Origin of the sequence: Leifsonia sp. NPDC102414, assembly GCF_044765685.1 — a bacterium.
Taxonomy (GTDB): Bacteria; Actinomycetota; Actinomycetes; order Actinomycetales; family Microbacteriaceae; genus Leifsonia.
Map to the genome: position 1 here is coordinate 857,889 of NZ_JBIWKN010000001.1, position 23,513 is coordinate 881,401.

The 23,513-nt window shown below is 68.4% G+C and carries 24 protein-coding genes and 1 tRNA gene; 9 read left to right on the forward strand and 16 right to left on the reverse strand.

Annotated elements, in window-relative coordinates; translation table 11 throughout:
- Positions 1-71 precede the first annotated feature (71 nt).
- Positions 72-305, reverse strand: a complete 234-nt coding sequence (locus ACIRCZ_RS04110; RefSeq protein ID WP_055893862.1) for a hypothetical protein — start codon at positions 303-305, stop codon at positions 72-74.
- 241 nt (positions 306-546) lie between these two features.
- Positions 547-1,266 carry an MBL fold metallo-hydrolase gene (locus tag ACIRCZ_RS04115; protein WP_402849923.1) on the reverse strand — a complete coding sequence of 240 codons (720 nt, stop codon included), beginning with the start codon at positions 1,264-1,266 and terminating at the stop codon, positions 547-549.
- 39 nt (positions 1,267-1,305) lie between these two features.
- Here ACIRCZ_RS04115 and ACIRCZ_RS04120 point away from each other — a divergent pair, with 39 nt between their 5' ends.
- Positions 1,306-1,869 carry a TetR/AcrR family transcriptional regulator gene (locus ACIRCZ_RS04120; protein WP_402849926.1) on the forward strand — a complete coding sequence of 188 codons (564 nt, stop codon included), beginning with the start codon at positions 1,306-1,308 and terminating at the stop codon, positions 1,867-1,869.
- Between the two features lie 182 nt (positions 1,870-2,051).
- Complete coding sequence (locus ACIRCZ_RS04125) at positions 2,052-2,681, forward strand: HdeD family acid-resistance protein (RefSeq protein ID WP_402849929.1); 630 nt, start codon at positions 2,052-2,054, stop codon at positions 2,679-2,681.
- Positions 2,682-2,780: 99 nt separating this feature from the next.
- Here ACIRCZ_RS04125 and ACIRCZ_RS04130 read toward each other — a convergent pair whose 3' ends face one another.
- Together ACIRCZ_RS04130 and ACIRCZ_RS04135 are read right to left on the reverse strand one after the other, a co-directional pair.
- Positions 2,781-4,790, reverse strand: a complete 2,010-nt coding sequence (locus tag ACIRCZ_RS04130; protein WP_402849932.1) for a S9 family peptidase — start codon at positions 4,788-4,790, stop codon at positions 2,781-2,783.
- Positions 4,787-5,557, reverse strand: a complete 771-nt coding sequence (locus ACIRCZ_RS04135) for an SDR family oxidoreductase (protein WP_055893872.1) — start codon at positions 5,555-5,557, stop codon at positions 4,787-4,789. The genes ACIRCZ_RS04130 and ACIRCZ_RS04135 overlap by 4 nt, the downstream gene beginning before the upstream one ends.
- Positions 5,558-5,665: 108 nt before the next feature.
- Between ACIRCZ_RS04135 and ACIRCZ_RS04140 the strand changes: the two genes are divergently transcribed.
- The 4 genes from ACIRCZ_RS04140 (at position 5,666) to ACIRCZ_RS04155 (ending at position 8,572) form a co-directional block, all read left to right on the forward strand.
- Positions 5,666-6,169: an NfeD family protein gene (locus ACIRCZ_RS04140; RefSeq protein ID WP_055893874.1), complete on the forward strand. Its 504-nt coding sequence runs from the start codon at positions 5,666-5,668 to the stop codon at positions 6,167-6,169.
- Positions 6,170-6,201: 32 nt separating this feature from the next.
- Positions 6,202-7,356, forward strand: a complete 1,155-nt coding sequence (locus tag ACIRCZ_RS04145; RefSeq protein WP_402851649.1) for an SPFH domain-containing protein — start codon at positions 6,202-6,204, stop codon at positions 7,354-7,356.
- Positions 7,353-8,102, forward strand: coding sequence for a glycerophosphodiester phosphodiesterase family protein (locus ACIRCZ_RS04150; RefSeq protein ID WP_402849936.1), 750 nt, complete (start codon positions 7,353-7,355; stop codon positions 8,100-8,102). The genes ACIRCZ_RS04145 and ACIRCZ_RS04150 overlap by 4 nt, the downstream gene beginning before the upstream one ends.
- 98 nt (positions 8,103-8,200) lie before the next feature.
- A complete protein-coding gene (locus tag ACIRCZ_RS04155) occupies positions 8,201-8,572 on the forward strand; it encodes an RNA polymerase-binding protein RbpA (RefSeq protein WP_055894472.1) in 372 nt (123 codons plus the stop codon).
- A 29-nt stretch (positions 8,573-8,601) separates the two neighbouring features.
- On the opposite strand, the gene lnt is transcribed toward ACIRCZ_RS04155, so the two are convergent.
- From lnt to ACIRCZ_RS04205, 10 genes are all read right to left on the reverse strand, one after another.
- Positions 8,602-10,128 (reverse strand): apolipoprotein N-acyltransferase, encoded by a 1,527-nt coding sequence (lnt, locus tag ACIRCZ_RS04160; RefSeq protein WP_402849941.1) that lies wholly within the window; start codon positions 10,126-10,128, stop codon positions 8,602-8,604.
- A gap of 46 nt (positions 10,129-10,174) precedes the next feature.
- Complete coding sequence (locus tag ACIRCZ_RS04165; protein ID WP_055893879.1) at positions 10,175-12,604, reverse strand: RNA helicase; 2,430 nt, start codon at positions 12,602-12,604, stop codon at positions 10,175-10,177.
- A gap of 28 nt (positions 12,605-12,632) precedes the next feature.
- On the reverse strand, positions 12,633-13,385 hold the full coding sequence (gene tatC, locus ACIRCZ_RS04170; protein WP_055894475.1) for a twin-arginine translocase subunit TatC: 753 nt from the start codon (positions 13,383-13,385) through the stop codon (positions 12,633-12,635).
- A 42-nt stretch (positions 13,386-13,427) separates the two neighbouring features.
- Positions 13,428-13,658 carry a Sec-independent protein translocase subunit TatA gene (gene tatA / locus ACIRCZ_RS04175; RefSeq protein WP_055893882.1) on the reverse strand — a complete coding sequence of 77 codons (231 nt, stop codon included), beginning with the start codon at positions 13,656-13,658 and terminating at the stop codon, positions 13,428-13,430.
- A 3-nt stretch (positions 13,659-13,661) separates the two neighbouring features.
- A complete protein-coding gene (locus ACIRCZ_RS04180; protein ID WP_055893883.1) occupies positions 13,662-14,012 on the reverse strand; it encodes a hypothetical protein in 351 nt (116 codons plus the stop codon).
- Between the two features lie 13 nt (positions 14,013-14,025).
- Positions 14,026-15,018, reverse strand: a complete 993-nt coding sequence (locus ACIRCZ_RS04185) for a helix-turn-helix transcriptional regulator (protein WP_402849948.1) — start codon at positions 15,016-15,018, stop codon at positions 14,026-14,028.
- On the reverse strand, positions 15,011-16,039 hold the full coding sequence (locus ACIRCZ_RS04190) for a helix-turn-helix transcriptional regulator (RefSeq protein WP_402849951.1): 1,029 nt from the start codon (positions 16,037-16,039) through the stop codon (positions 15,011-15,013). Before ACIRCZ_RS04190 ends, ACIRCZ_RS04185 begins: the two co-directional genes overlap by 8 nt.
- 17 nt (positions 16,040-16,056) lie before the next feature.
- Positions 16,057-16,962 carry an FKBP-type peptidyl-prolyl cis-trans isomerase gene (locus tag ACIRCZ_RS04195; protein ID WP_402849954.1) on the reverse strand — a complete coding sequence of 302 codons (906 nt, stop codon included), beginning with the start codon at positions 16,960-16,962 and terminating at the stop codon, positions 16,057-16,059.
- 63 nt (positions 16,963-17,025) lie between these two features.
- The gene (locus tag ACIRCZ_RS04200) at positions 17,026-18,093 is read right to left on the reverse strand and encodes a tRNA (adenine-N1)-methyltransferase (protein WP_402849957.1); all 1,068 of its coding nucleotides are present in this window, start codon (positions 18,091-18,093) and stop codon (positions 17,026-17,028) included.
- The gene (locus ACIRCZ_RS04205; protein WP_268765802.1) at positions 18,090-18,773 is read right to left on the reverse strand and encodes an HAD family phosphatase; all 684 of its coding nucleotides are present in this window, start codon (positions 18,771-18,773) and stop codon (positions 18,090-18,092) included. The genes ACIRCZ_RS04200 and ACIRCZ_RS04205 overlap by 4 nt, the downstream gene beginning before the upstream one ends.
- 88 nt (positions 18,774-18,861) lie before the next feature.
- Between ACIRCZ_RS04205 and ACIRCZ_RS04210 the strand changes: the two genes are divergently transcribed.
- Positions 18,862-19,803: a proteasome assembly chaperone family protein gene (locus ACIRCZ_RS04210; RefSeq protein WP_055893892.1), complete on the forward strand. Its 942-nt coding sequence runs from the start codon at positions 18,862-18,864 to the stop codon at positions 19,801-19,803.
- 109 nt (positions 19,804-19,912) lie between these two features.
- On the opposite strand, the gene ACIRCZ_RS04215 is transcribed toward ACIRCZ_RS04210, so the two are convergent.
- Together ACIRCZ_RS04215 and ACIRCZ_RS04220 are read right to left on the reverse strand one after the other, a co-directional pair.
- On the reverse strand, positions 19,913-20,776 hold the full coding sequence (locus tag ACIRCZ_RS04215) for an undecaprenyl-diphosphate phosphatase (RefSeq protein WP_055893893.1): 864 nt from the start codon (positions 20,774-20,776) through the stop codon (positions 19,913-19,915).
- 54 nt (positions 20,777-20,830) lie between these two features.
- Positions 20,831-22,144, reverse strand: coding sequence for a M20/M25/M40 family metallo-hydrolase (locus ACIRCZ_RS04220; RefSeq protein WP_402849964.1), 1,314 nt, complete (start codon positions 22,142-22,144; stop codon positions 20,831-20,833).
- A gap of 144 nt (positions 22,145-22,288) precedes the next feature.
- Between ACIRCZ_RS04220 and ACIRCZ_RS04225 the strand changes: the two genes are divergently transcribed.
- Positions 22,289-22,373, forward strand: a tRNA-Leu gene (locus ACIRCZ_RS04225).
- An 81-nt stretch (positions 22,374-22,454) separates the two neighbouring features.
- A complete protein-coding gene (locus ACIRCZ_RS04230; RefSeq protein WP_055893897.1) occupies positions 22,455-23,405 on the forward strand; it encodes a cation diffusion facilitator family transporter in 951 nt (316 codons plus the stop codon).
- Positions 23,406-23,513 lie beyond the last annotated feature (108 nt).

Genomic DNA, 23,513 nt, shown 5'->3' on the forward strand with positions numbered 1-23,513 from the left:
TGGGGTTCCTCGCGAGCGAGATCGTCGACCGGCTGCCGTACGAGCTGGATGCGGTGGCGGGCGCGTAGCCTTCAGTCAGCCGTCCCACTCGAGAAGCGCGGGTTCCCTGGACCGTGGAGGCGGCGGGTCGCTGGGTCGACCCAGTTGCCGGAGCCGGTGGCCCGGTGCCAGCGCTTGTGGAACGCGAGATCGGTTCCCTCGGCTTCGACGACGGCGGCACCGCACAGATCGCAGATGCGCAGGATGACGATGTCACCGTTCGCGGTCGTAATCGAGACGGTGTCCGCCGGGAATGCGACGCCCATCGAGTTTCTCCTCGCTCTGCAACCGATCGTCGCGGTCAGGTTCCGAGACTGCCATCAGAGTAAACGATGCGCGCTGTTCAGGGGACCGGTGACGTGACGCTCGCTCCTGCGGCGGGGCGAATCGAGAGGACGCCACACAAAACGTGTTCTGACATAATGTGCATTATCAGCTGTAAGACGCGAGGCTTTCAAGCGCCGGTCCGGCCAGTCGACCGGAGTGCTTTCCGTCGACCTGGTCCGCCTAGCCTCGCTTCTCGGCCTCTCGATACGCCGTGACCAATGCCGGTGCGCCTTTCGTCCACGCTGGTCCGTGGCCGGGGATCACGAAGTCGACGTCGAGGGTGGCGAGCTTCTCGAGCGAGACGGACGATTCCGCCTGGTCGTCGGTGAACGGCGCAGGCTGCGGTCCCGCCTCGCCGGTCAGCACGCTCCGTGTCGTGAGCTCGTCACCCACGAACACCGCCCGCACCGCAGGAACGTGGATCGCGACGCTCCCGGGCGAATGACCGGGCATCGCAATGATCACCGGCGCACCCGGCAGCTCGAGAACCTCGCCGTCCGAGACCGGCACGACCTCCTTGACGGCGGGCATACGCACACCGCCCTTGCGAATCGCGTACGCGAAGAAGCCGAGCACCGGGCCGAGCCTGCGGCGATCCTTCGGCGGCGAAGGAGGCTTCTCCCCCATCGCCCGTGCCGCATCGCCCGCACCGACATAGACCGGGATGCCGAGCTCCTCACGCAGGCGCTCGGCGAAGCCGGTGTGGTCGCTGTCCCCGTGCGTCAGGACGATGCCCTTGATGTCGGACAGCGGACGCCCCATGCCGGCGAGCTCCTTCTTCAGGTCGTTGTAGTGGCCGGGAAGCCCCGTGTCGACGAGGGTCATTCCGTCGTCGGTCACGATGAGATGGACGGCGATGATGTCGTTGCCGATACGGCGAAGACCGGGTGCGAGTTCCATGATGGCTATGCTAGTTAGCTATGGAGAGGAGATGCAAGCATGCCGACCCCCGAGAAGACCTCGCTCGCTGCGATCGTGGCCGCGGGGCGTGAACTCATCGAGCGCAGCGGTCTGGACGGTCTCACCATGCAGGCGGTCGCCCAGCGCGTCGGAGTGCGCGCCCCATCCCTGTACAAGCGGGTTCGCGATCGGCGCGAGCTGCTGGCGCTCGTCGTCGCGGCCACCCTCGACGACCTGACCGATCGCATCGCCGCGACGGGCGACGAGCCGCATCCCACCCGACGGCTCATGGCGCAGGCGGATGCTCTTCGCCTGTTCGCGCACGAGCATCCCGTGGGCTTCGGCCTCGTCTTCGCCGCCCACGGCACGCCGCGGCCGGAGCCGACGGCCGTGGCGCGCAGCGCAGCCCCGCTGCTCGACGCCGTGGCTGCGCTCACCGGGCCGGAAAACGCCCTGGAGGGTGCGCGTCTCGTCACGGCGTGGGCGAACGGGTTCATCACCATGGAGCTCGGCGGGATGTTCGGCCTCGGCGGCGACGTCGAGCGCGCCTGGCGATGGGGGCTCGCCCGGATCGTCGCGTCGCTCACCGCCGTCGACCCGTGATCGGCGCCGGAACGTCGATCGTTCGGGCCGGCCGCACCGCCCGCGTTCCGTCGATCCCCCGTTCGCCGCGGCAGCTGCGGCACAGAAACGCCGTCATACACCCCTGGGCGCCGCCGCCGGAGCGATAGGGTCAGCAGCAGAGCCGCAGCATGACGCGGCACCGAAGGATCAAGGGGATCATCATGTCGACACCAGGCTCCACCTCAGCTCCGTTCCAGGAGTTCGCACTCAACGCTGCGGACCTCACCCGCGGCGCCATCAACGGCGTGCGCGCCGCCCTCGGCATCAGCGGCGCTGTAGCGGTCATCCTCGGCGTCGTTCTGCTGTTCTGGCCGGTGAAGACGCTCGCCGTGGTCGCGTTCTTCCTCGGGATCTACTTCATCGTCGCCGGCGTCATGCGGCTGGCCATCGGCATCTTCAGCAAGGAGATCACCGGCGGCATCCGTGCGATGCACATCGTGTTCGGCGCACTGCTCGTCTTCGCCGGCATCATCGCCCTCAAGAACGTGACCGTCGCCGCCGCGACGCTCGTGATCCTCGCCATCGCGTTCGTCGGCGTCGCGTGGATCATCGAGGGCATCATGTCCATCGCGGAGGCAGGCCGGGCCGCGTCGTCCGGCTGGGCGATCACCTTCGGCGTCATCAGCATCCTGGCCGGCATCGTTGTGCTGTTCCTCCCGGCGTCGTCAGCTCTGTTCCTGCTGATCTTCGCCGCGATCGCGCTGATCGTGCTCGGCATAATCGGCATCGTCCGCGCCTTCACGTTCGGCAAGGACGTGCTCGCGGCCACGTCGGCGCCCGCCGCCGCCTGATCGGTTCACCCACAGCGAAGGGCCCCGCGCGAGCGGGGCCCTTCGTCGTTCCGTTCCGTACCGGACGGCTCCGTACCGGACGGCTCCGTACCGGTCGGCTCAGCCGCGATTCTGCGCGCTCGGCAGGTGCCGCGCCCACCAGTCGAGGATCGCATCGAAGCGCTGGGCGCGGTGGCGAGGACGCCCTCCGCGGCTCAGCTCGTGGTCCTCTCCTGGGAAGATGAGCAGCTCCGCATCCACCCCGTTGCGCTTGAGCGCAGCGTAGTAGCGCTCCGCCTGGCCGAGCGGGCAGCGCAGGTCGTTGGCCGAGTGCAGCACCAGCGTCGGGGTGCGGACGTCGCCGACCACCGCCTGCGGGCTCTGCGACCGCATCAGCTCCGGATCGGTGCCGACGTACTCGTCGCCGAAGAAGCTGCCGATGTCGCTCGTGCCGACGAACCCCTCCGGATCGAGGAAACCGCGCTCCACGATGGCTGCCGCGAAACGGTGCTCGTGCGCAATGGTCCACGCCGTGAGGTAGCCGCCGTACGACCCGCCCATGATGCCGACCCTGGAGGCGTCGAAGCTCGCGTTCTCCGCGAGCGCCCCGTCGAGGAAGTCGAGCACATCGGTCAGGTCCACGGTGCCCATCGCCTGGCGGATCACGCGCCCGTGCTCCTGGCCGTACCCGGCCGAGCCGCGCGGGTTGCACATCACGACCGCGTAGCCGGCGGCCGCGTACACCTGAGCCTCGTCGAACAGGCTGCCGGTGTACGCCGCGAACGGCCCTCCGTGGATGTTCAGCAGCACGGGATGCAGTCCATCCCCCTCCGGCGCGACCACCCAGCCGTGCACGGGATAGCCGTCCCGCGCCGTCACGGTCAGCTCCCGGATCGGGAGCACCCCGGCCGAACGCAGCTCAGCCGAGAAGTCGGTGAGCTTACGCAGTGCTCCGTCCCCGCCTGCGTCCCCAACGATGGCGACCTCGCCAGCCGTCTCCGCGTCCGCCACCGACGCCACGACCACGTCTCCGGCCACGGCGACTCCCCCGACCACGGTCGCCGGATCGGTCAGGCGGCGCAGCTCACCGCTCGACGTCACGGCCGTGAGCACGAGCGCTCCCCTGCTGCGGTCGGTCACCAGTACGGAGTCGTCCTGGTATGCCACGATGGCACTCTCGGTGAGGTCGACCGTCTCCGGGTCGGTGAGGCGCCTCGGCGCATCGCCCTGCTGGTCGATGGCGTAGAGCGCGGTGTTGCGGCCGACGAAGTCCCTGCCGCTCTCCCCCACGTCCTGCGCAGAGAAGTAGAGCACGCCGTTCAGGCCGTACACCAGGTCGACGATGGAGAAGCTGCCGTGCTCCGACGTGACGTCGCGCGGGTCGCCCGATCCGTCAGCAGCGAGCAGGAACACGCTGGAGCGCAGGTCGTCGTCGCGGCTGTCGTGGCGGGCGGAGACGAACGCGATCGTCGCGCCGTCCGGCGAGAACGCGATGGAGCCGTCGTCCCAGTCCCCCGTCGTCACCTGCCGGGGCTCCTCGACCAGCGGGGTGGATGCGGTGGTCCCGTCGGTCTCCGGCGCCGCCTTCGGCGCCGGCTCGCCCCACACGTCCGGCACAGGGACGCTGAACACGTGTGCGCGACGGTCGTTCGTGTATCCGAGGCCGTTTGCCTGATATTTCAGAGTGCGGATGTGGCGAGGCGGCTCGGCGTTCGCCTCCAGCCCGTCCACGGTGCCGTAGCGACCCTGCTCCGGCTCGCGGCTGACGAACGCCAGCGAGCGCGCATCCGGAGCCCAGGCGAACTCGGACACGCCGAGCTTCCTGTCCGTGACCTGCACGGGCTCTCCTCCCGCCGCATCCACCACGTAGAGCTGCGGGGCGGCCTTCGGAGCGGAACGCAGGAACGCGATCAGCCGTCCGTCCGGCGAGAACCGCGGAGCGGTGTCGCGGAAGCCGCGGGTGAACCGCTTGGGAGCTGCGTGCCCGGTGAGCGGCACGGTCCAGAGCTGACCGACCGTCGCGTCGGCCTCCAGCGACGGATGCGTGACCGACACAACGGCGCGCGTTCCGCCCGGATGCACGGTGGGCGTCGAGACGCCCGTCAGCAGCCCGAGGTCGGCGGCCTTCATTCGGCGACCGGCACGAAGTCGGAGACGTCGCCGACCAGGCGCGTGTGATCGGCCGGGATGGGGTCGACCACCGCCTGCGCGATCTCGGCAGCGAACTCGCTCACGTTGTAGAGCTTGCCTGCCGCCTCCTTGCGCGCGTCGATCGCGCCGGGGTTCAGCCGGTTGAGCAGGGTCGCCGTGATGGTGCCCTCGATCATGTCGCCGGAAACGACGACGAACTCGACGCCCTTCTCGGTCAGCGCCGGGATGAGCGCGCGCAGGGCGTCCTCTCCGGCGCGCTTGCTGATGGCGACGGCCTCGTACTCCGGCATCGTCGGCGTGGTGTTGATGAAGTGTGCCTGGTGGCTCGTCACGAACACGACGCGCGACCCGGCGTCGAGCAGCGGAAGCGCGGCGGTCAGCGTGTTGACCTGCGCGTCGCGGTTCAGCTGCATCGCGTAGTCCTCCGCCATGCCGGACTCCATGCCGCCTGAGGCGTTCAGCACCAGGATGTCGAGGCCGCCCCACTCGGAGCGGACGGTGTCGAACATCCCGGCGACGGACGCGGGATCGGTGAGGTCGGCGCCGACCGTGATCGCCGTGCCTCCCGCCTCCCTGATGCTGTCCGCGAGCTTGACGGCGCGGGCCTCCTTGTTGCGGAAGTTGATGACGACACTGGCACCGGCGGCGGCGAGGTACTGGGCAGTGTCTGCACCGATTCCGCGAGACGAACCGGTGATGAGCGCGCGCTTCCCTGCGAGGGAACCAGCTGCGAGAGGGTTGGACACGAAGACTCCTAGAAAGATGGGTTTCTCGTCCCTGAGACTACCAAGTGGGTTCCGCGCCGCCGGTTCGCCACCTGCTACGGTCGGAGTACGACAGTGAAGGGAGTCGCCGTGGACATCGCATCCTTCGCCTGGATCGTCTGGCTCGTCCTCATCCTCGTGTTCATCATCATCGAGATGCTGACGCTCGACTTCGTCTTCCTGATGATCGCCGTCGGAAGCGTCGGCGGTCTCGTCTCCGGCCTGGTCGGCGCGCCGTGGTGGCTGCAGCTCCTCATCGCCGCCGCACTCTCGGTCATCCTCATCTTCTTCATCCGGCCCCCTCTCCTGCACGCGCTCAAACGCGGCGGCGATCCGGCGAAGAGCAATGTGGATGCGCTGATCGGCATGTCCGGCACCGTCGTCGACACCGTCTCGCGCACGACCGGCCAGGTCAAGCTGGCGGTCGGAGAGACCTGGACGGCGCGCCTCGCGACCGGCCTCACGTCAGGACCGCCGCAGCTGGTCCCCGGCGAGCACGTCGTCGTCGTCTCGATCGAGGGGGCGACCGCCGTCGTGGCGCCCGCCCCTGTCTCGGCGGGCGCTGACGACTTCACAGAAAGGAGCGCGTCGTGACAGACGCCAGCCAATTGGTCGTGGGAATCGTGGTGACGGTCATCATCGTCATCATCGTGGTCTTCGTCCTGGTCACACTGTTCCGGGCGATCCGCATCATCCCGCAGGCACGCGCCGGTGTGGTGGAGCGCCTGGGCAAGTACCACAAGACCCTGAACCCAGGACTCAACGTGGTGGTGCCGTTCGTCGACAAGGTGCGGCCGCTCCTCGACATGCGGGAGCAGGTGGTGTCGTTTCCGCCGCAGCCGGTCATCACCGAGGACAATCTGGTCGTGTCGATCGACACGGTCGTCTACTTCCAGGTGACGGATGCGCGGGCCGCCACCTACGAGATCGCCAACTACCTCGGCGCGGTCGAGCAGCTCACCACCACGACGCTCCGTAACGTGGTCGGCGGCCTCAACCTCGAAGAGGCGCTCACCAGCCGAGACAACATCAACGGCCAGCTCCGCATCGTGCTCGACGAAGCCACCGGCAAGTGGGGCATCCGAGTGTCGCGCGTCGAGCTGAAGGCGATCGACCCGCCCCTCTCCATCCAGGACTCGATGGAGAAGCAGATGCGCGCAGAGCGTGACCGCCGAGCGGTCATCCTCACCGCAGAGGGCACGAAGCAGTCCGAGATCCTCAACGCGGAGGGAATGCGGCAGGCCGCCATCCTCAAGGCCGAGGGTGACGCGAAGGCCGCGGTGCTCCGAGCGGAGGGCGAGGCGAAGGCGATCACGACGGTCTTCGGCGCCATCCATCAGGGGAACCCGGACAACATGCTGCTGGCGTACCAGTACCTGCAGACGCTGCCGAAGCTGGCGGAGGGTCCGGCGAACAAGCTGTGGATCATCCCGAGCGAGCTCACGCAGGCGCTGCAGGGCATCGGGAAGGCGTTCGGAGACAAGGGGATCCCCGGCGTGCCCGGCTCCCCTGCGATCCCCGATCCCGCCGTCGCCGAAGCAGCGGAGGCCGCCCAGGCCGAAGCTGCAGCGGCCGCCGAGGACGCACATGCCGAGGTCGCCGCTGCGCTGGAGGCGGCAGCCGCCGCCGCAGCCCAGGCAGCGCCGGGCGCACCGGGCGTCGGCATCCCCGACGCCGGGATCCCCGAGGTGGACATCCCCGAGGTGGACATTCCCGACGTGCGGGACGACAGCGCTCCGACCGCAGAGGAGCCGCCCGGAGAGCAGACTCCACCGGCGTGACGTACCTGAGCGGTCCTCTCCCCCGGATCATCGCCCACCGGGGCCTCGCCATCGAGGCCCCGGAGAACACCCTCCTCGCGTTCCTGCGCGCACTGAACGCCGGAGCGACGCACCTCGAGACGGATGTGCACGCGAGCGCGGACGGCGTCGCCGTGATCAGCCACGACCCGGATCTGACGCGGGTAGCAGGGCGTTCCGTGCGCGTCGATCAGCTGACGATGGCCGAGCTGCGGCGCATCCAGCTGGGCGACGGCCAGACGTTCTGCTCGCTCACGGAGGCGCTCGACGCCTTCCCTCAGGCGCGGTTCAACATCGACATCAAGGACACGGCGTCCGCTGCCCCGGCGGCGGCTGCGATCCTCAAGGCCAGGGCGACCGATCGCGTGCTCATCACGAGCTTCGACGAGAAGCGCAGGAGGGCAGCTGTGGATGCACTCCCCGGCGTCGCCAGCTCCGCCTCTGTCAGCCGGTTCCTCCCCGCCATCGCGGCGGCGAAGGCCGGTTCCGTCTCCGCCGTGCGCCGCGCGCTCCGCGGTCTCGTGGCCGTGCAGGTCCCAGAGCGGCAGAGCGGCGTGCGACTCGTTTCGCGGCGCACCGTGCGCATCCTGCACGCCGCCGGGGTGGAGGTGCACGTCTGGACGGTGAACGATCCGGCGGACATGACACGCCTACTGGATCTCGGAGTCGACGGGCTGGTCACGGACCGCTGCGATGCACTGAAAGCGCTGGTCGACGCACGAATCTGACCTGAGAGGGCCCTGAGAGTACGTCCTCGACGGAAAGAGAACCCCCAGCTTGTGGGTTTATAACTGTGCAGTACGCGCGCACAGAGGAGAACCACACAATGGCAGATCGCAGTTTGCGCGGAATGAGGCTTGGCGCCCAGAGCTTACAGAGCGAAGAAGGCGTCGTGTACTCCCCGCGTTCCCGTTACATTTACCTTTGCCCCGAATGCGGTAAGGAGACCGACATGGTCTTCTCCGCCGAGGCCGATGCACCCCAGACCTGGGAGTGCAAGCACTGCGGCCACGAGGCCACCCTGCTGGTCGGCGACACCCCCGTCGAGGTCGACCGCTCGGACGTGAAGGTGCCCCGCAGCCACTGGGACATGCTGCTCGAACGTCGCACCCGCGACGAACTCGAGGAGCTCCTGGAGGAGCGGCTCACCTACCTGCGCTCTCGCCGCGGCACGGGCGAGCACAAGATCGGCGCCTGACCGCCACGTCACGCCAGGCCGTTCTCACCTCACCGGTGAGGGCGGCCTTTTCTCTGCGCTCCGAAGGCGACGAGGAGGCCGAAGAGGCCGAGCCCGGCGACGAGGAACTCGATGCCCCGGCTGAGCAGCGTCGCGGGCGTGGTGGTCGTGCCGAGCGGCACGTCCGCGACCATGTGGCCCGGCTTGAACGGCGGGATCTCCGCGATCGTGCGCCCGCTCGGGCCGATGATCTGGCTGCTCCCGACCGTGGAGATGTTCACCAGTGAGCGGCCGGACTCGATCGCCCGCAGTCTGGCGATGGCGAGCTGCTGCTCGTTCTCGTCCGTCTGCCCGAAGTCGGCGTTGTTCGTCTGGGCGAGGATGACCTGTGCGCCGCCCTGCATCATGTCGGTGAGCAGCTGGTCGTCGACGATGTCGAAGCAGATCGAGATGCCGGCGCGCACGCCGTTCACGTCGAACACGTTGTCTCTGGTGCCCGGCGTGTAGTCGCGGCCGATCAGGTCGATCAGGTCGGGCGCGAACGGCCGCCAGAACGCCCGGTCCGGCACATACTCGCCGAACGGCACCGGATGCTTCTTGTCGTAGTAGTCGACCGCACCCTGGCCGCTCTTCCAGAGCAGCGAGGTGTTGAAGAACTTGCCGTCGCGGGCGGTGATCGTGCCGACGATGAACGGGGCGTCCATCCGCTTGCTGAGCGCATCCAGGATGGCCGCCGTCTGCGGATCGCGCGTCGGGTCCGGCTGGGCAGCTCCCTCCGGCCAGACGACCATGTCGGCCTTCTCGTCCTCGATCTTCTCCGTCTCGGCGATCTGCGAGTTGAGCACCGCATCCGGTGGCGCGTTGTCGAAGTAGCCGGCAGGGCCGTTGCCCTGCACGGCAGCGATCCTGGTCGTTCCGTGCGTCGTCGCCGGCCAGGCAGGAACGACGAGCACGACGGCGATCGCGCCCACCGCGATGGATGCACGCCACGCGCCGCGCAGGTCCACCTCCACGCACACCTGGATCAGCAGCGCGACCAGCCACACCATCACGAAGCTCAGCCCGGAGATGCCCAGCCACGCCGCCAGCGGCGCGAGCGGGCTCTCCGACTGCGACTCGGCGACCCTTCCCCAGGAGAACCCGCCATACGGCCAGTTGCCGGACACGTACTCGCGCAGCGTCCACAGGCCGCCGACGATCACCGGCAGCAGCCCGAGGCGGCCGAGTCTGGTCGGCCAGGCGCGCGGCACCCAGCGATACGCGAGAGCGATGAGCATCCCGCCCAGGCCGTAGAAGATCGCCTCCAGAGTGGACAGCGCCACCCACGGCAGCGGCCCAAGGTACAGCGCCGTCCAGGCCACGTGGAACAGAAAGAACGACTCTCCAGCCAGCCAGGCGACCAGGAAGGCGGACCCGGCGCGTCGTCCGCGCACCGCGAGCAGCACCATCGCGATGCCGACGAAAGTGAGCGGCCACCAGCTGCGGTCTGGGAATCCCGCATCCAGCACGGGCCCAGCCCCCGCCGCGAGGAGGAGTGCGAGCCAGAGGGGCAGCACGGCGCGCGGGGTGGGGGTCACGAGTGGAGAGCTTAGAGGACGCCGTTCGGCGTTCGCCGCAGAAATGCTAGGCGACGGATGAGTAAGCAACGATGCCGCGCCTGATCGAGTCGAGTGCCTGCCGTGCCGTGCGCCCGACCGGCCCCTGGGCCACGAGAGAGAGCTGGTCGAGCAAGTCGATGGTCTGCTTCGTCCAGCGCACGAAGTCGCCGGCTGCCATGTCCGCCTCCTGCAGCACCGTGTTCAAGCTGGTGCCCTTCGCCCAGGCGTGCATCGCCATCGCGAGACTGGTCGACGGCGGCTCGCTGCCCGCCAGCCGGTTCTCCCTCTCCAGGTCGTCGAGACGGCTCCAGATGTCGATGGTCTTGTCCAGCGCGGGCCGGAACGCACCGCGCGGGAGGGAGCGCTCGTGCGCGAGCCCTTCGTCGCGGCGCGGCTCGAACACCAGCGCGCACGCCATCGCGGCGAGGCTCGGCGCATCCAGCTGGTTCCAGATGTTCCTGCGCAGGCACTCGGCCACGAGCAGGTCGCGTTCGCCGTAGATGCGCTTCAGGGTCCGGCCGTGCACGGTGAGGGCCGTGACGTCGTCCTCGCGGGTCAGGTAGCCGAGCTCCAGGAGCACGTCGGAGACGCGGTCGAACACCTTGGCCACAGCTCCGGTCCTCGACCGGATCTGCGCGCTCAGCGCGTCCGTCTCGCGCTTCAGCTTCCACCAGCGCTCCGCCCAGCGCGCGTGCTTCTCCCTGTCAGGGCAGCGGTGACAGGGGTGCTCCTTCATCCGCTTGCGCAGCGCGGTGAGCCTGCGCTGCCGCTTGTCGCGGTCGGCGCGGGAGGCGTGCTCCATCGACGCGCCCTTGCGCTCCAGGTCGCTCAGCTCCCGCCGGATGCCGGAGTACTCGCGGAAGTCGCCCAGGTGGCAGGTCATCGCCTTCTCGTACCCGGCGAGCGACTCCTCCTGCTGTCGCACCTTGCGCGCCAGGTCGACCACGGCACGGTCGGCCTGGAACTGCGCGAAGGACGACTCCAGGATCTCCCTGGTGCGCTCGCGTCCGAACTGGTCGATGAGATTGACGGCCATGTTGTACGTCGGCCGGAAGCTGGAGTTGAGGGGGTAGCTGCGCCGGGAGGCGAGCGAAGCGACGGCCTGCGGGTCGAGGCCGTCCTGCCACTGGATGACCGAGTGCCCCTCCACATCGATGCCGCGGCGGCCGGCGCGGCCGGTGAGCTGGGTGTACTCCCCCGGCGTGATCGGCACGCGCGCCTCGCCGTTGAACTTCTCCAGCTTCTCCAAGACCACCGTTCGGGCCGGCATGTTGATGCCGAGCGCGAGGGTCTCCGTGGCGAACACGACCTTGACCAGCTTGCGCCGGAACAGCTCCTCCACGACCTCCTTGAATGCGGGAAGCATCCCGGCGTGGTGCGCTGCGACGCCGCGCTCCAGCCCCTCCAGCCACTCCCAGTAGCCGAGAACGGCCAGATCCTCGTCCAGCAGGGTCCTGCAGCGCTCCTCGACGATCGCCCGGATCTCGTCGCGCTCGTGCGCCTCTGTGAGCTTCACGCCGGAGCGGAGGGTCTGGCGCACGGCCTGATCGCATCCGTTGCGGCTGAAGATGAAGAAGATGGCAGGGAGCAGGTTGTGCTCGCCGAGCAGCTTGACCAGGTCGGCCCTGTCCATCCGGTAGGTGTCAGGGCGGCCGCCGCGGGAGTGGTAGCGGCCGACGTCGCGCATCTGCCTGCTGCTCAGCACCCGTCCGCCGTAGCGCGCCATCTGCACCAGCTCGGGGTTCACCCGGTTGGTCGCGGCGAGGCCGGACGAGTCGAACAGGTCGATCAGCTTCGACCGCATCAGGATGTGCTGCTCCAGGGGAACGGGACGCTCCTCAGACACGATCACGTCCGTGTCGCCGCGCACCGCCTGCAGCCAGTCGCCGAACTCCTCCGCGTTCGACACCGTGGCGCTCAGCGAGACCATCCGCACCGCCTGGGGCAGGTGGATGATGACCTCCTCCCACACGGCGCCGCGGAACCGGTCGGCGAGGTAGTGCACCTCGTCCATCACCACGTATGCGAGGTCGGCGAGCAGGTCGGAGTCCGCGTAGAGCATGTTGCGCAGCACCTCGGTCGTCATCACGACGATGCGGGCGTGCGAGTTGATGTTGGTGTCTCCGGTCAGCAGGCCGACGGACTCCGGACCGTACTCCTCGACCAGCTCCTGGAACTTCTGGTTGCTGAGCGCCTTCATCGGCGCGGTGTAGAAGACCTTGGCGTTCGCCTCGCGCATCGCCAGGAACACGGCGAACTCGGCCACGATCGTCTTGCCTGCTCCGGTCGGGGCGGCCACGAGCACGCTTCTGCCAGCCTCCAGGCTCGCACACGCCTCACGCTGGAACGGGTCGAGGTCGAACCTGAGCCGTTCGCGGAATGCTTCGACGAGCGGTTGACGCGTGCGCGTGCGCGACGCCGCATAGCGTTCGGCCGGGGACAGCTGATCGGTCACACGCCCAAGCCTATGCCGCGCGCCCCCGCTATGCGGCCAGTTCCGCCTCCAGGCGCGACGCGACCTTGGCCGCCCGGCGATCGTGCAGCCAGGCCACGCCCCAGGCCGCCAGATACAGCACCACCATGGGCACGGCGAGCAGGAACATCGAGAGCACATCCGCCGCGGGAGTGGCGATGGCCGTGAACAGGGCGATGAGGATGATCGCCCAGCGCCACGACTTGATGATCGAGGATGCGCTCAGCACCCCGACGAAGTTCAGGAGCACCAGGAACACCGGGAGTACGAACGCCACCCCGACCGCCAGCGACAGCTTCAGGATGAAGTCGAAGTAGGTCTTCGCGGAGATGATCGCGGAGTCGTCCGACGGCGCGAAGCTCGTGAGCAACGAGACGATGTGCGGAACGAGCAGCCAGCCGACGTAGGCGCCGATGAGGAACAGCGGCACGGCGGTGAAGAAGAAGCCAAGACCGTACTTGAGCTCTTTGCGGCTCAGAGCGGGGACGAAGAACGACCAGATCTGGTAGAGCCAGACCGGGCTGGAGATGATCACGCCGATCGTGATCGCGATCTGCATCTTCAGGTCGAACGCGCCGGTGATGCTGTCGTAGTTCAGCGTCGCGACGCGGCCCTGCTGGGTGGCGATCTGCGTGATCGGGACACGCATCGCATCCAGCAGGTAGCCGGACAGGAACCAGCCGGCGACGGCGCCGACGAGCAGCGCGATGGCAGAGCGGTAGAGGCGTTTGCGAAGCTCGACGAAATGCTCGGCGAGCGTCATCCGTCCTTCGCGGTTCTTGCCTCGCTTGGTGGAGGCCACCGACTACGGTTTCGTGTGCGTCTCAGGCGAGGCGGTGGTGCCGCCGTCAGCCGGCGTCTGCGACGAAGCGTCCGGCTTGTCGCCGTCCTTCTTCATCTCGTTGACCTCGCCCTTGAAGATGCGCATCGACTGGCCGATGCTCTTGGCGAGGGCAGGAAGCTTCGGCGCGCCGAAGAGCAGCAGGATCACTGCGAGGATGATGAGCAGGTGCCATCCGGTCAGGCCGCCGAGCATGAGTCAATCCCTTTTGATCAAGTATGTGTACCGACGTGGATCGGCATTGACCAGTAGTTTACCGCGTCTCACCCTCGCATCCCTGCGAAGTTGCCTCGCAACCGCCTTGTCCGCCCTCGCCTGCTCGCGTTCGTCGCGTAACACGGAGACATCGGCGAGCACCGCGGGGTGGAAGACGGCCTCGTTCAGGTCGTCGACGCGACGGCTCAGCACCTCGGTCTTCTCGATCAGCGCAGACGCCTCCCTGCCGGCGGCCATGAGCTTGCGGAACAGGTGGACGGCGAAGAACGCGAGCATCCCGAGCAGGCCGAGCACCAGCACGACCCAGATCACCACCCACGACCACCACGGCATGACCCCAGCCTACCTACCGGTTGCCATCCGCCCGGTAGCGATCCGCTCCGGCGGTGGCCCAGGCCGCGACGACCGCGCGGGCCTCGGGAGGGTCGAGGACGGTGAGGACGCCGGACAGGCCGGCGACCAGCCGCTTCAGCCCGTGGAAGTGGGCCACGCGCACGCTCGTGCGCACGACGCCGTCGTGTTCCTGCCTGGGCGCCCCGTCCGGGATGTAGTCCTCGACCAGCGGAACGGCGGACGCGGACACCTCGATGGTCACCAGCAGATCGTCCGGTGTTCCCTCGAACAGCGTCTCCGGCAGGGTGACGTCACCCGGGCGGTAGGTGATCGGCTCGTCCGTCGCGCGGAGGTCGTCGATGCGGTCGAGGCGGAAGGTGCGGATGGCGGTGCGCAGGTGATCCCAGCCGCGCAGATACCAGTCCTGGTCGATCGACTCGATGCGCAGCGGGTCGACGCGGCGCCGTTCCCGCTCACCGCGCGAGTTGAGGTAGTCGAAGTCGAGCTGCGTGCCGCTCGCCACCGCATCCCTGATCGTGGCGAGGGTGGCGTCGGTCGCTGAGCCGGCGACCGCGACCTGGCTCGGCGCGGCGGACGCGCCGCGCGCGAGCTTCGCCATCAGGGAGCCGATCACGTCGCGATCGGCGTTCTCCGGGAGCGCCGACAGGTACTGCAGTCCCGCGATGAGCGCGGCCGCCTCCCTGGCCGAGAAGCGCGGCGAGTCGTCGATGGCGACCTGGTGGGTGAGGACGATCTGATCGTTGTCCTCGAAGTCGTCCCAGGCGATGTCGAACAGGTCGCCCGGCTGGTACTGGTTGGTTTCGCCGGGGATGCCGGAGACGGCGATCAGTCGCACCGCATCCCGCAGCTGGGAAGCGTCGACGCCGAAGTGCTCCGCCGCCTCTGCGACGCTGACCCTGTCCCTGTCCATCAGGTACGGCACGAGCGCCAGGAGGAAGGCGAGCTTATCCTGCGCCTGCATCGGCTGCTTGCGGCGCTCAGCCACGATCGCTCCCCTCGTGGGCGGCCGCCGTGGCCGCCAGGCGGTCGCGGACCGCCTGGCGCAGCACCTCGGGCGCCAGCACGAGCACCTCGGGACCGAAGCTCGCCAGCTGGTCGGCGACGATGTTGATGTCGGAGTAGTTGACCGTGAGCCGGAACGACTCTCCGTCGCCTGCGACAGGCACCGCGTCTCCGTAGCGCTTGCCGAGACGCGTCGCCGCGTCCGTGCCGGCCGTCACCTCGATGGTCGCCACGTTGTCCGCCCAGATCCGTTCGAGGTCGGCGAGGGCTTTCGCCGCGAAGTCGGAGCCGTCCGGCACGAATGTGCGCGCCGTGACCTTGACGGGGCCGACCATCCGCGACAGCAGGAACGTGCGAGAGCCGTGCGCGTCCTGGTCGATGCCCTGCAGGTGCCAGCGGCCCTGGTGCTGCACGATGGCGAGTGGCGCGACCGTCCTGATCCTGGACGCGCTCTCCCCCGGCTTGAGGTAGGGGAACTGAACGATGGCGTTGCGTTCGAGCGCCTGGTTCAGCGGCTCGAACGCGCTCTCTCGCGCGCGCAGCCGCGGCGCGTAACCGACGATCGGGTCATTGGCCTCGACGCCGAGCGAGCGCAGCTTCATCAGGGCCCTGCGGGACTCGCCGGAGAGCGATCCCTCCTTCCAGACCGTGGCGGCCAGACCGAGCAGCGTGATCTCCTCCGGGGAGAACACCACGTCGGCAGGAAGGTCGTATGCCCCTTTGGGAATGCGATAGCGCAGGAGCTGATTGTTGCCGGAATCGCCGGGAGACTCGACCGTCTCCAGCGGCACGCCGAGTTCGCGGATATCGTCTTTGTCGCGCTCGAACTGCCGCTCGAGACTGCTGTTGTCTCCATGACCGACGTAGCGCTGACGATAGCCCTGGACCGTGGACAGGATCTCGTTCTTGGTCAGGCCCGTCTCAGTCGCGAGCAGCGCGAGCACCAGGCTGAACAGGCGCTCTTCGACCGGCACACGGGAAGGCGAGGACGAGGACGGAGGCACCCGTCCATCCTAATCGGCTACAGGACCCCGAGAACGTCGACGACCCACGCTCCGGCGGGAACGCTGGAGTCCGCCGGCGTCTCGATCACGAGCTGCGAACCGACCTTCGCGCCGACCAGCTCCTTGAGCATCGCCTGCGGCAGCACCTGGTTGGCGTTGCTCTGGCCGGTCTTCATCAGCACGAGGTCCGGCGCGCCGGAGTTCCAGGTGCTGTAGACGAGGTTCTTGTTCTCCCAGCCGACCATCGTGTAGTGCAGCACGACAGAGCTGTCGCTCTTGACCGTTGCCCCGTCGCCCGCCTTGAGCGTCTCACTGCGGACCTTCGTCGGGGCCCCACCGGACGGGATGGTGATGCCGGACTGCCCGGTCGGGGCGAGCACGACGGTCGGGAAACCGGAGACGGACGGACGCACAGCGCCGTTCGCCCTCGGCAGGAAGGAGCCGACGACGTCGATGACGGCGACGCCCGAGCTGGTGGTGCCGTCCTGCCCGCTGTCCTTCGGCGCGATGGCGATCGCCACGCGGGAGCCGACGGTGGCGCACTGCAGGCCCTTGTCGATGCCAGGGACGCCGCTCTTCCCGACCGGAATGAGGGTCGGCTGGCTCTTCGCGAAAGAGCTCTGCCCGATCGTCGAACCGGACTCGCCGTCCAGCAGCGTGTACTGGATCTCGACCATCTGGCCCTTCTGGACCTTGTCGCCCTTGCCGGTGACGAGCGTCGTCGCCTGCGAGGTCGTGGTGTCGATCGGCGTCGGGAAGCTGATCTTCGGCTTCGAACCGACCGCCCCCGTCGCCGTGATGAGGTTCGATGCTGTGCCCGACTTCAGCGCGGTGTCGCAGTTCGCGTTCGGGTCTGACGAGCATCCCGTCAGCGTGACGGCCAGCAGTCCTGCTGCTACGACGAGTGCGGTAGCTCTGCGCACGAGTCCTCTTTCGGTGCGATCGGTGGGGTTGTCGGATGACACGGAGGTCTCCGGCTCCCCATGCTAGTTGATGGTGGGGTCGTCCTCGTGCGCCGCGTCGTCCGCCGCTGCGGCCTCGGCGGTCCGCGCCTTCGACAGCTCGGCGCTCGCTGCCGCCGCCCGCACCCGCTTGCGCAGGCTCTTCGGGCTGGACTGCCGCTCGCCGAGCGCGCCTGGCGTCCAGGCCTCGACGTCGTCGTCGCTGTAGTCGCTCTTCGACGGCCGGCGCTTCAGTTCGGGCAGCACGGAACCCGGCGCAAGGCGGCGGGCGGTGATGAGGAATCCGGTGTGACCGATCATCCGGTGGTCTGGACGAACGGCGAGACCCTCGACGTGCCAGCCGCGGACCATCGTCTCGCTCGACTGCGGGTGGGTGTAGTCGCCGGAGGCGCGGATCGCTTCCGCGACCCGCGAGAGCTGCGTCACCGTGGCGATGTAGCAGAGCAGCACGCCGCCGGGCTTGAGCGCGGCCGTGACCTCGTCGAGGCACTCCCACGGCGCGAGCATGTCGAGCACGACGCGGTCGACGCTCTGCTCCTCGACGGCCTCGGGGAGCGCATCCTGCAGGTCGCCGACCGTGACGGTCCAGTTCTCCGGGTCGTGACCGAGGAAGGTCGCGGCGTTCGCTCGCGCAACGTCGGCGAACTCGTCCCTGCGCTCGAACGAGCGCAGCGTGCCTGCCGGACCGATGGCGCGCAGCAGCCAGAGCGAGAGCGCTCCGGAGCCGACGCCGGCCTCGACCACGTTCGCTCCGGGGAAGATGTCGGCGAGCGACAGGATCTGCGCCGCGTCCTTCGGGTAGATGATCGCGGCGCCGCGCGGCATCGACATCACGAAGTCGCTGAGCAGCGGGCGGAGCGCCAGGTGCTCGACGCCCACGTTGTTCGAGACGACGGACCCGTCTGGGAGGCCGATGATCGCGTCGTGCTCCAGGATGCCGCGATGGGTGTGGAACACCTTGCCAGGCTCGAGCGTGATGGTGTTCAGCTTGCCCTTCGGGCCGGTGAGCTGCACGCGGTCGCCTGCGCGGAACGGGCCGCTGTTCTGAGGCTGCGGCGTGTAGGGCTGCTGTCCAGCCTGCTGGTCGCTCACAGGAGCGCTCCCTTCGCTGCGACGGCGGCGATGTCGTCCGCTGTCTTGCCGGAGAGAGACTCCCACAACGTGTGCTCTGCGCTCTCCGGGAGCGCGACGATGTGCGGAACGCCGATGGTGGCCGCTCCGGAGGCGACCGCGGAGGCGAGGCCGACCAGCGAGTCCTCGATGGCGACAGCATCCACAGGGTCGACGCCCAGCAGTTCCGCAGCGCGAAGGTACGGCTCCGGATGCGGCTTGGCCTCCGTCACCTCGTCGCCGCTGACGATCACGTCGAACGCATCGAACGGGATCTTCGCGACGATCTGCTCCGCCATCCTGCGCACCGACATGGTGACCAAGGCGGTCGGGATACCGCGCTCACGCAGGTCGGCGAGCAGCTCGCGCGCCCCTGGCCGCCACGGAACGCCGTCCGTGTCGAGCTTCTGCTGCACCCGGTTCGTGAGCCACTGCACGATCTCGTCCGCGCTGAGGTCGACGCCGTGCGCACGGAGGATCTCTGCGGAGTTCCAGAGCCCGAGGCCGACGAGCTGGAGGCCGTCCTCGTGGGTCCAGACGCCGCCGAAGGAGGAGACGAGCTCCACTTCGGAGGCCATCCAGTACGGTTCGGTGTCGACGAGGGTGCCGTCCATGTCCCAGAAAACGGCGGCCGGCGGGCTCGGAGGAGTCAGTGAGGTCACGGGCCACAAGTCTAACGGTGACCGGCGGGCCTATCCTGGATGGATGGCGTCCGCACGGTCGTCTGGAGAGGACAGAGGTACATCCACTGTGACTGACGGAAACGACTTCCTCGGCGGCCGCATCCTGGTCGTCGCCTTCGAGGGCTGGAACGACGCAGGCGAGGCAGCGAGCGGCGCCGTCAAGACCCTCAAGGACGTTCTCGACGTCGTGCCCGTCTCCGAGGTCGACCCCGAGCTGTACTTCGACTTCCAGTTCAACCGGCCGGTGGTCGCGGACGACGACGGGCACCGCCACCTCATCTGGCCGTCCGCGGTGATGTACGGCCCTGCGAACCCCGGCGCTGCAGCGGAGGATCTGGCGGGCGACCTCGCCGGAGACGCTGTGCGGGTCAGTGGCGACAACGTCGGCAACATCTACCTGCTGCTCGGCACGGAGCCGTCCCGCAGCTGGAAGAGCTTCACGGCCGAGATCCTGGATGCGGCACTCGCCGCCGACATCGGCGTGATCGTCTTCCTCGGCGCGATGCTCGCCGACGTTCCGCACACCAGGCCGATCTCCATCTTCGCGTCGAGCGAGAACGCGGCTGTGCGCGCCGAGCTGTCGATCGAGCGCTCCACCTACGAGGGCCCCGTCGGCATCCTGAGCGCCATCGCGGAGGGCGCGGAGGGCGTCGGTATCCCGACCGTCACGATCTGGGCGTCCGTCCCGCACTACGTGCACAACGCTCCGAGCCCGAAGGCGATGCTCGCGCTCATCGACAAGCTGGAAGAGCTGGTGGATGTGACCATTCCGCGCGGGACACTGGTCGACGAGGCCGCCGCCTGGGAGGCGGGGATCGACGCGCTCGCCGCAGACGACGACGAGATGGCCGCGTACATCGAGCAGCTCGAGCAGGCGCGCGACACCGTCGACTCCCCCGAGGCGAGCGGCGAGGCGATCGCGCAGGAGTTCGAGCGCTACCTCCGCCGCCGCGGAGACGGCAGAGACGGCCAGGCCGGCGGCCGCCCAGATGAGCCCTGGCGCTCCTGACGAGCCCTGGCGGTCCTGACCCTGCCGGCTCCCTCACCCACACCATCGAGTCCGGATTTGTTCAGCTCCACGCCCGGCGTGTCGGCTGAACAAGTTCGGACTCGATTCTTTAGGCGGCGAGCACCCCGGTGGAGAGCAGGACGATGAGGAGCGCTCCGAGGGCGATGCGGTAGATCACGAACGGCAGGAAGCTGCGACGCGAGATGTAGCCCATGAAGAAGGCGATCACGACGAGCCCGACCACGAACGCGACGACGGTCGCCGCCGCGGTCTCCAGCGGGCCGAAGACCTCGACGGTGCAGGTGTTGGCCGCGGCGAGAGCCTGCGTGCACGGCTCCTTGATCGACTTGTACAGCTGGTAGAAGCCGCTGCCGAACACGGCGGGGAGCGCGAGCAGGAACGAGTACCGCGCCGCTGCCCTGCGCTGGTAGCCCATGAACAGTCCGGCCGTGATGGTGCCGCCGGAACGCGAGACGCCGGGGATGAGCGCGAGCGCCTGGGCCAGGCCGAAGATGATGCCGTGGCCCCAGGTGAGCTCCTTGAGCCTCCTGGTCTTGCTGCCGACGTAGTCGGCCACGCCGAGCAGGATGCCGAACACGATCAGCGTCGCCGCGACGATCCAGAGCGAGCGGAAGGTGGTCTCGATCGCGTCCTGGAAGAACAAGCCGAGGACGACGATCGGCACGCTGCCGATGATGACCAGCCAGCCCATCCGCGCATCCGGATCGTTGCGGGGAACCTTGCCGAACAGCGAACGGAACCACTGCCCGACGATCCGGACGATGTCCTTCCAGAAGTACAGCAGCACGGCGGCCTCTGTGCCGAGCTGGATGATCGCGGTGAACCGAGCCCCGGGGTCGCCTCCCGTGCCGAGCAGCTCCCCGACGATGCGGATGTGCGCGCTCGACGAGATCGGGAGGAACTCGGTGAGCCCCTGGACGAGACCCAGGATGAGGGCGTTGATGAATTCCATGCGGTGCTTTCGGAAGTGATGCTGAACGGCTGGCTGCGGCGGAGGCCGCGAAGGTCAGTAGCTGCGGAGGAGGTCGCGCAGGACGGACCTGCCAAACACTAGCGCGTCGAGCGGAACGCGCTCGTCGACGCCGTGGAACATCCCGGGGAAGTCCAGCTCCTTCGGAAGCTGGAGCGGCGCGAAGCCGTAGCCGGTGATGCCGAGCTTGCTGAGCGCCTTGTTGTCCGTGCCGCCGGAGAGCAGATAGGGCAGCACGGGCGCGCCAGGGTCGTGCTCGCCGATGGTGGAGACGATAGCGTCGATCAGCGGGCCGCCGAACGCCACCTCCAGGCCGACGTCGCGGTGCATGATCCTGATCTCGATGTCGTCGCCGACGATCTCCTGCACCTGCGCGAGCACGGCGTCCTCCTCGCCGGGCAGCGTGCGGATGTCGATGAGCGCTTCCGCGGTATCCGGAATGACGTTGTGCTTGTACCCGGCGTCCAGAAGCGTCGGGTTGGTGGTGGTGCGCAGCGTGGCCAGGATGAAGCCGGCCGCCGTCCCCGTGCGCAGCACGACCTCGTCAGGACCGACCTGCTCCGGATCGATGTCCAGGATGCGCGAGACCTCCGCGAGGAGCTGCGTGGTGGTGTCGGTGAGCTGGATCGGCCACTCGCGGCGGCCGATCGCCACGACAGCCTCGGCGAGTCTGGTGATCGCGTTCTCCCGCACCAGCCGGGAGCCGTGTGCAGCGCGGCCGCGGGCTATCAGCTTGATCCAGACGAGCGACTTCTCGCCCGTCTGCATCAGGTATGCGCGCTGGCCGTCGAGGTCGATCGAGTATCCGCCGACCTCGCTGATCGCCTCAGTGGCGCCGGCGAACAGCTCTGGATGGTTGTCGACCAGGAAGTGCGAGCCGCGGCGGCCGCCGTCCTCCTCGTCGGCGAAGAACGCGACGACGAGGTCACGCTCCGGCTGCTCCCCCGCCGCCAGCAGGTCGCCGACCGCGGTGAGGATCATCGCATCCATGTTCTTCATGTCGACGGCGCCGCGACCCCAGAGCAGGCCGTCCTTGATGACGCCGCCGAACGGGTCGACGGTCCAGTTGCGCGGGTCGGCTGGGACGACGTCCAGGTGGCCGTGCACGACGAGTGCCGGCTTGGCGGCGTTCCGGCCGGGAACACGAGCGACGACGCTGGTGCGGCCGGGGTCGGAGTCGAACATCCGCGGTTCGAGGCCCATCGCCCGCAGGCGCGCCTCGACATACTCCGCCGCGTCGGCCTCTCCGTTCGACTTCCCCTCACCGAAGTTGGTGGTGTCGAAGCGGATCAGATCGCGGGCGATGACCGCCGTTTCGTCCAGCTGCTCGTCGCTCAAGGCATCCGTCATGCGCTCAACGCTACCGGCGAGACGGGACGGTGCCAACGCAGCGAACGCGCCACGCCCGGGATGCTCGGCCGAGTCAAAGCCGCAGGTGTTTTCGTGCTAATGTCTTTCTTCGGCGGCCGGTTCGGTCGCTGGAATGAAACACCTGTCCGGGTGGCGGAAATGGCAGACGCGCTAGCTTGAGGTGCTAGTGCCCGTATAGGGCGTGGGGGTTCAAGTCCCCCCTCGGACACAGAATGAAACCCCGGTCGAAAGACCGGGGTTTCGTCGTTTGCGGCTCCGCGATTCCTCGGGGCGGTTTACTGTTGCGGCTATGCCTGACACCCCGAAATCGTCGAGCCTCCTCACCGTCGTCATCGCGTTCGGCGCGAATGTGGTCGTCGCCGTGGCGAAGACCATCGCTGCGGTGCTCACCGGGTCGGCGTCGATGGTGGCAGAAGCCGCGCACTCCTGGGCGGATGCGGGCAACGAGATCTTCCTGCTGCAGGCCGAACGCTCCTCTGTGCGCCCGCGCGACGCCGCGCATCCCGGCGGGTACGGGCGCGAAGCGTACGTGTGGTCGCTGTTCGCGGCGGTGGGGCTGTTCACCGCTGGCGCGGTGGTGTCGATCACGCACGGCGTGTCCGAACTGGGAAACGAGGAGAAGGGCGCCGACTACGGGATCGCCTACCTCGTGCTCGCCGTCTCGTTCGTCTTCGAGGGTTTCTCGTTCATCCAGTCGTACCGGCAGGCCAGGCGCGGTGCGGACGAGCGAGGCACCGGAACGCTGGCGCACGTGTTCAATACGTCGAACCCGACGCTGCGCGCGGTCTTCTTCGAGGACTCCGCTGCCCTGATCGGCCTGGTGATCGCCTTCCTCGGCCTGCTGCTGCACGAGCTGACCGGCAACGCGGTGTACGACGCGATCGGCTCGATCCTGGTCGGCGTGCTGCTGGCGGTGGTAGCGCTGGTGCTGATCGACAGGAACAGGCGATTCCTCCTCGGCGAGCAGGCGCCGGAGCGCGTGACGCAGGCGGTGCTGTCCGCTCTGCTCGCGCATCCGGAGGTCGAGACGGTCACGTACCTGCACCTGGAGTTCGTCGGCCCGGAGCGGATCTACGTGGTGGCGGCGGTCGATCTGGTCGGCAACGACCGCGAGTCCGACGTCGCCGCCGACCTCGTGGCGATCGGCGGCGCCCTCGAGGCCGACCCGCACGTCGCGGAGGCCATCCTCACCCTCTCCCGCCCCGGCGCCGCTCCCCTTCTCCTCTCCCCCGCCCCCTGATCATCGAGCCGGGATTAATGCACGCGACACGCCGGGATCGGGCGTGCACACGTCCCGGCTCGACGATCAGGGGGCCGGGATTGGGGACGGGAAGTGGCCGGAATCGGA

What these genes read in the sequence shown, in the direction of transcription:
- ACIRCZ_RS04125 (WP_402849929.1), top strand. Translation starts at nt 2,052, where the DNA reads ATGTCGACACCAGGCTCCACCTCAGCTCCGTTCCAGGAGTTCGCACTC.
- ACIRCZ_RS04110 (WP_055893862.1), bottom strand. Translation starts at nt 305, where the DNA reads ATGGGCGTCGCATTCCCGGCGGACACCGTCTCGATTACGACCGCGAAC.
- ACIRCZ_RS04220 (WP_402849964.1), bottom strand. Translation starts at nt 22,144, where the DNA reads ATGACGGATGCCTTGAGCGACGAGCAGCTGGACGAAACGGCGGTCATC.
- ACIRCZ_RS04130 (WP_402849932.1), bottom strand. Translation starts at nt 4,790, where the DNA reads ATGAAGGCCGCCGACCTCGGGCTGCTGACGGGCGTCTCGACGCCCACC.
- ACIRCZ_RS04120 (WP_402849926.1), top strand. Translation starts at nt 1,306, where the DNA reads ATGCCGACCCCCGAGAAGACCTCGCTCGCTGCGATCGTGGCCGCGGGG.
- ACIRCZ_RS04215 (WP_055893893.1), bottom strand. Translation starts at nt 20,776, where the DNA reads ATGGAATTCATCAACGCCCTCATCCTGGGTCTCGTCCAGGGGCTCACC.
- tatA (WP_055893882.1), bottom strand. Translation starts at nt 13,658, where the DNA reads ATGCTCGGCGGCCTGACCGGATGGCACCTGCTCATCATCCTCGCAGTG.
- tatC (WP_055894475.1), bottom strand. Translation starts at nt 13,385, where the DNA reads ATGACGCTCGCCGAGCATTTCGTCGAGCTTCGCAAACGCCTCTACCGC.
- ACIRCZ_RS04115 (WP_402849923.1), bottom strand. Translation starts at nt 1,266, where the DNA reads ATGGAACTCGCACCCGGTCTTCGCCGTATCGGCAACGACATCATCGCC.
- ACIRCZ_RS04155 (WP_055894472.1), top strand. Translation starts at nt 8,201, where the DNA reads ATGGCAGATCGCAGTTTGCGCGGAATGAGGCTTGGCGCCCAGAGCTTA.
- ACIRCZ_RS04180 (WP_055893883.1), bottom strand. Translation starts at nt 14,012, where the DNA reads ATGCCGTGGTGGTCGTGGGTGGTGATCTGGGTCGTGCTGGTGCTCGGC.
- ACIRCZ_RS04230 (WP_055893897.1), top strand. Translation starts at nt 22,455, where the DNA reads ATGCCTGACACCCCGAAATCGTCGAGCCTCCTCACCGTCGTCATCGCG.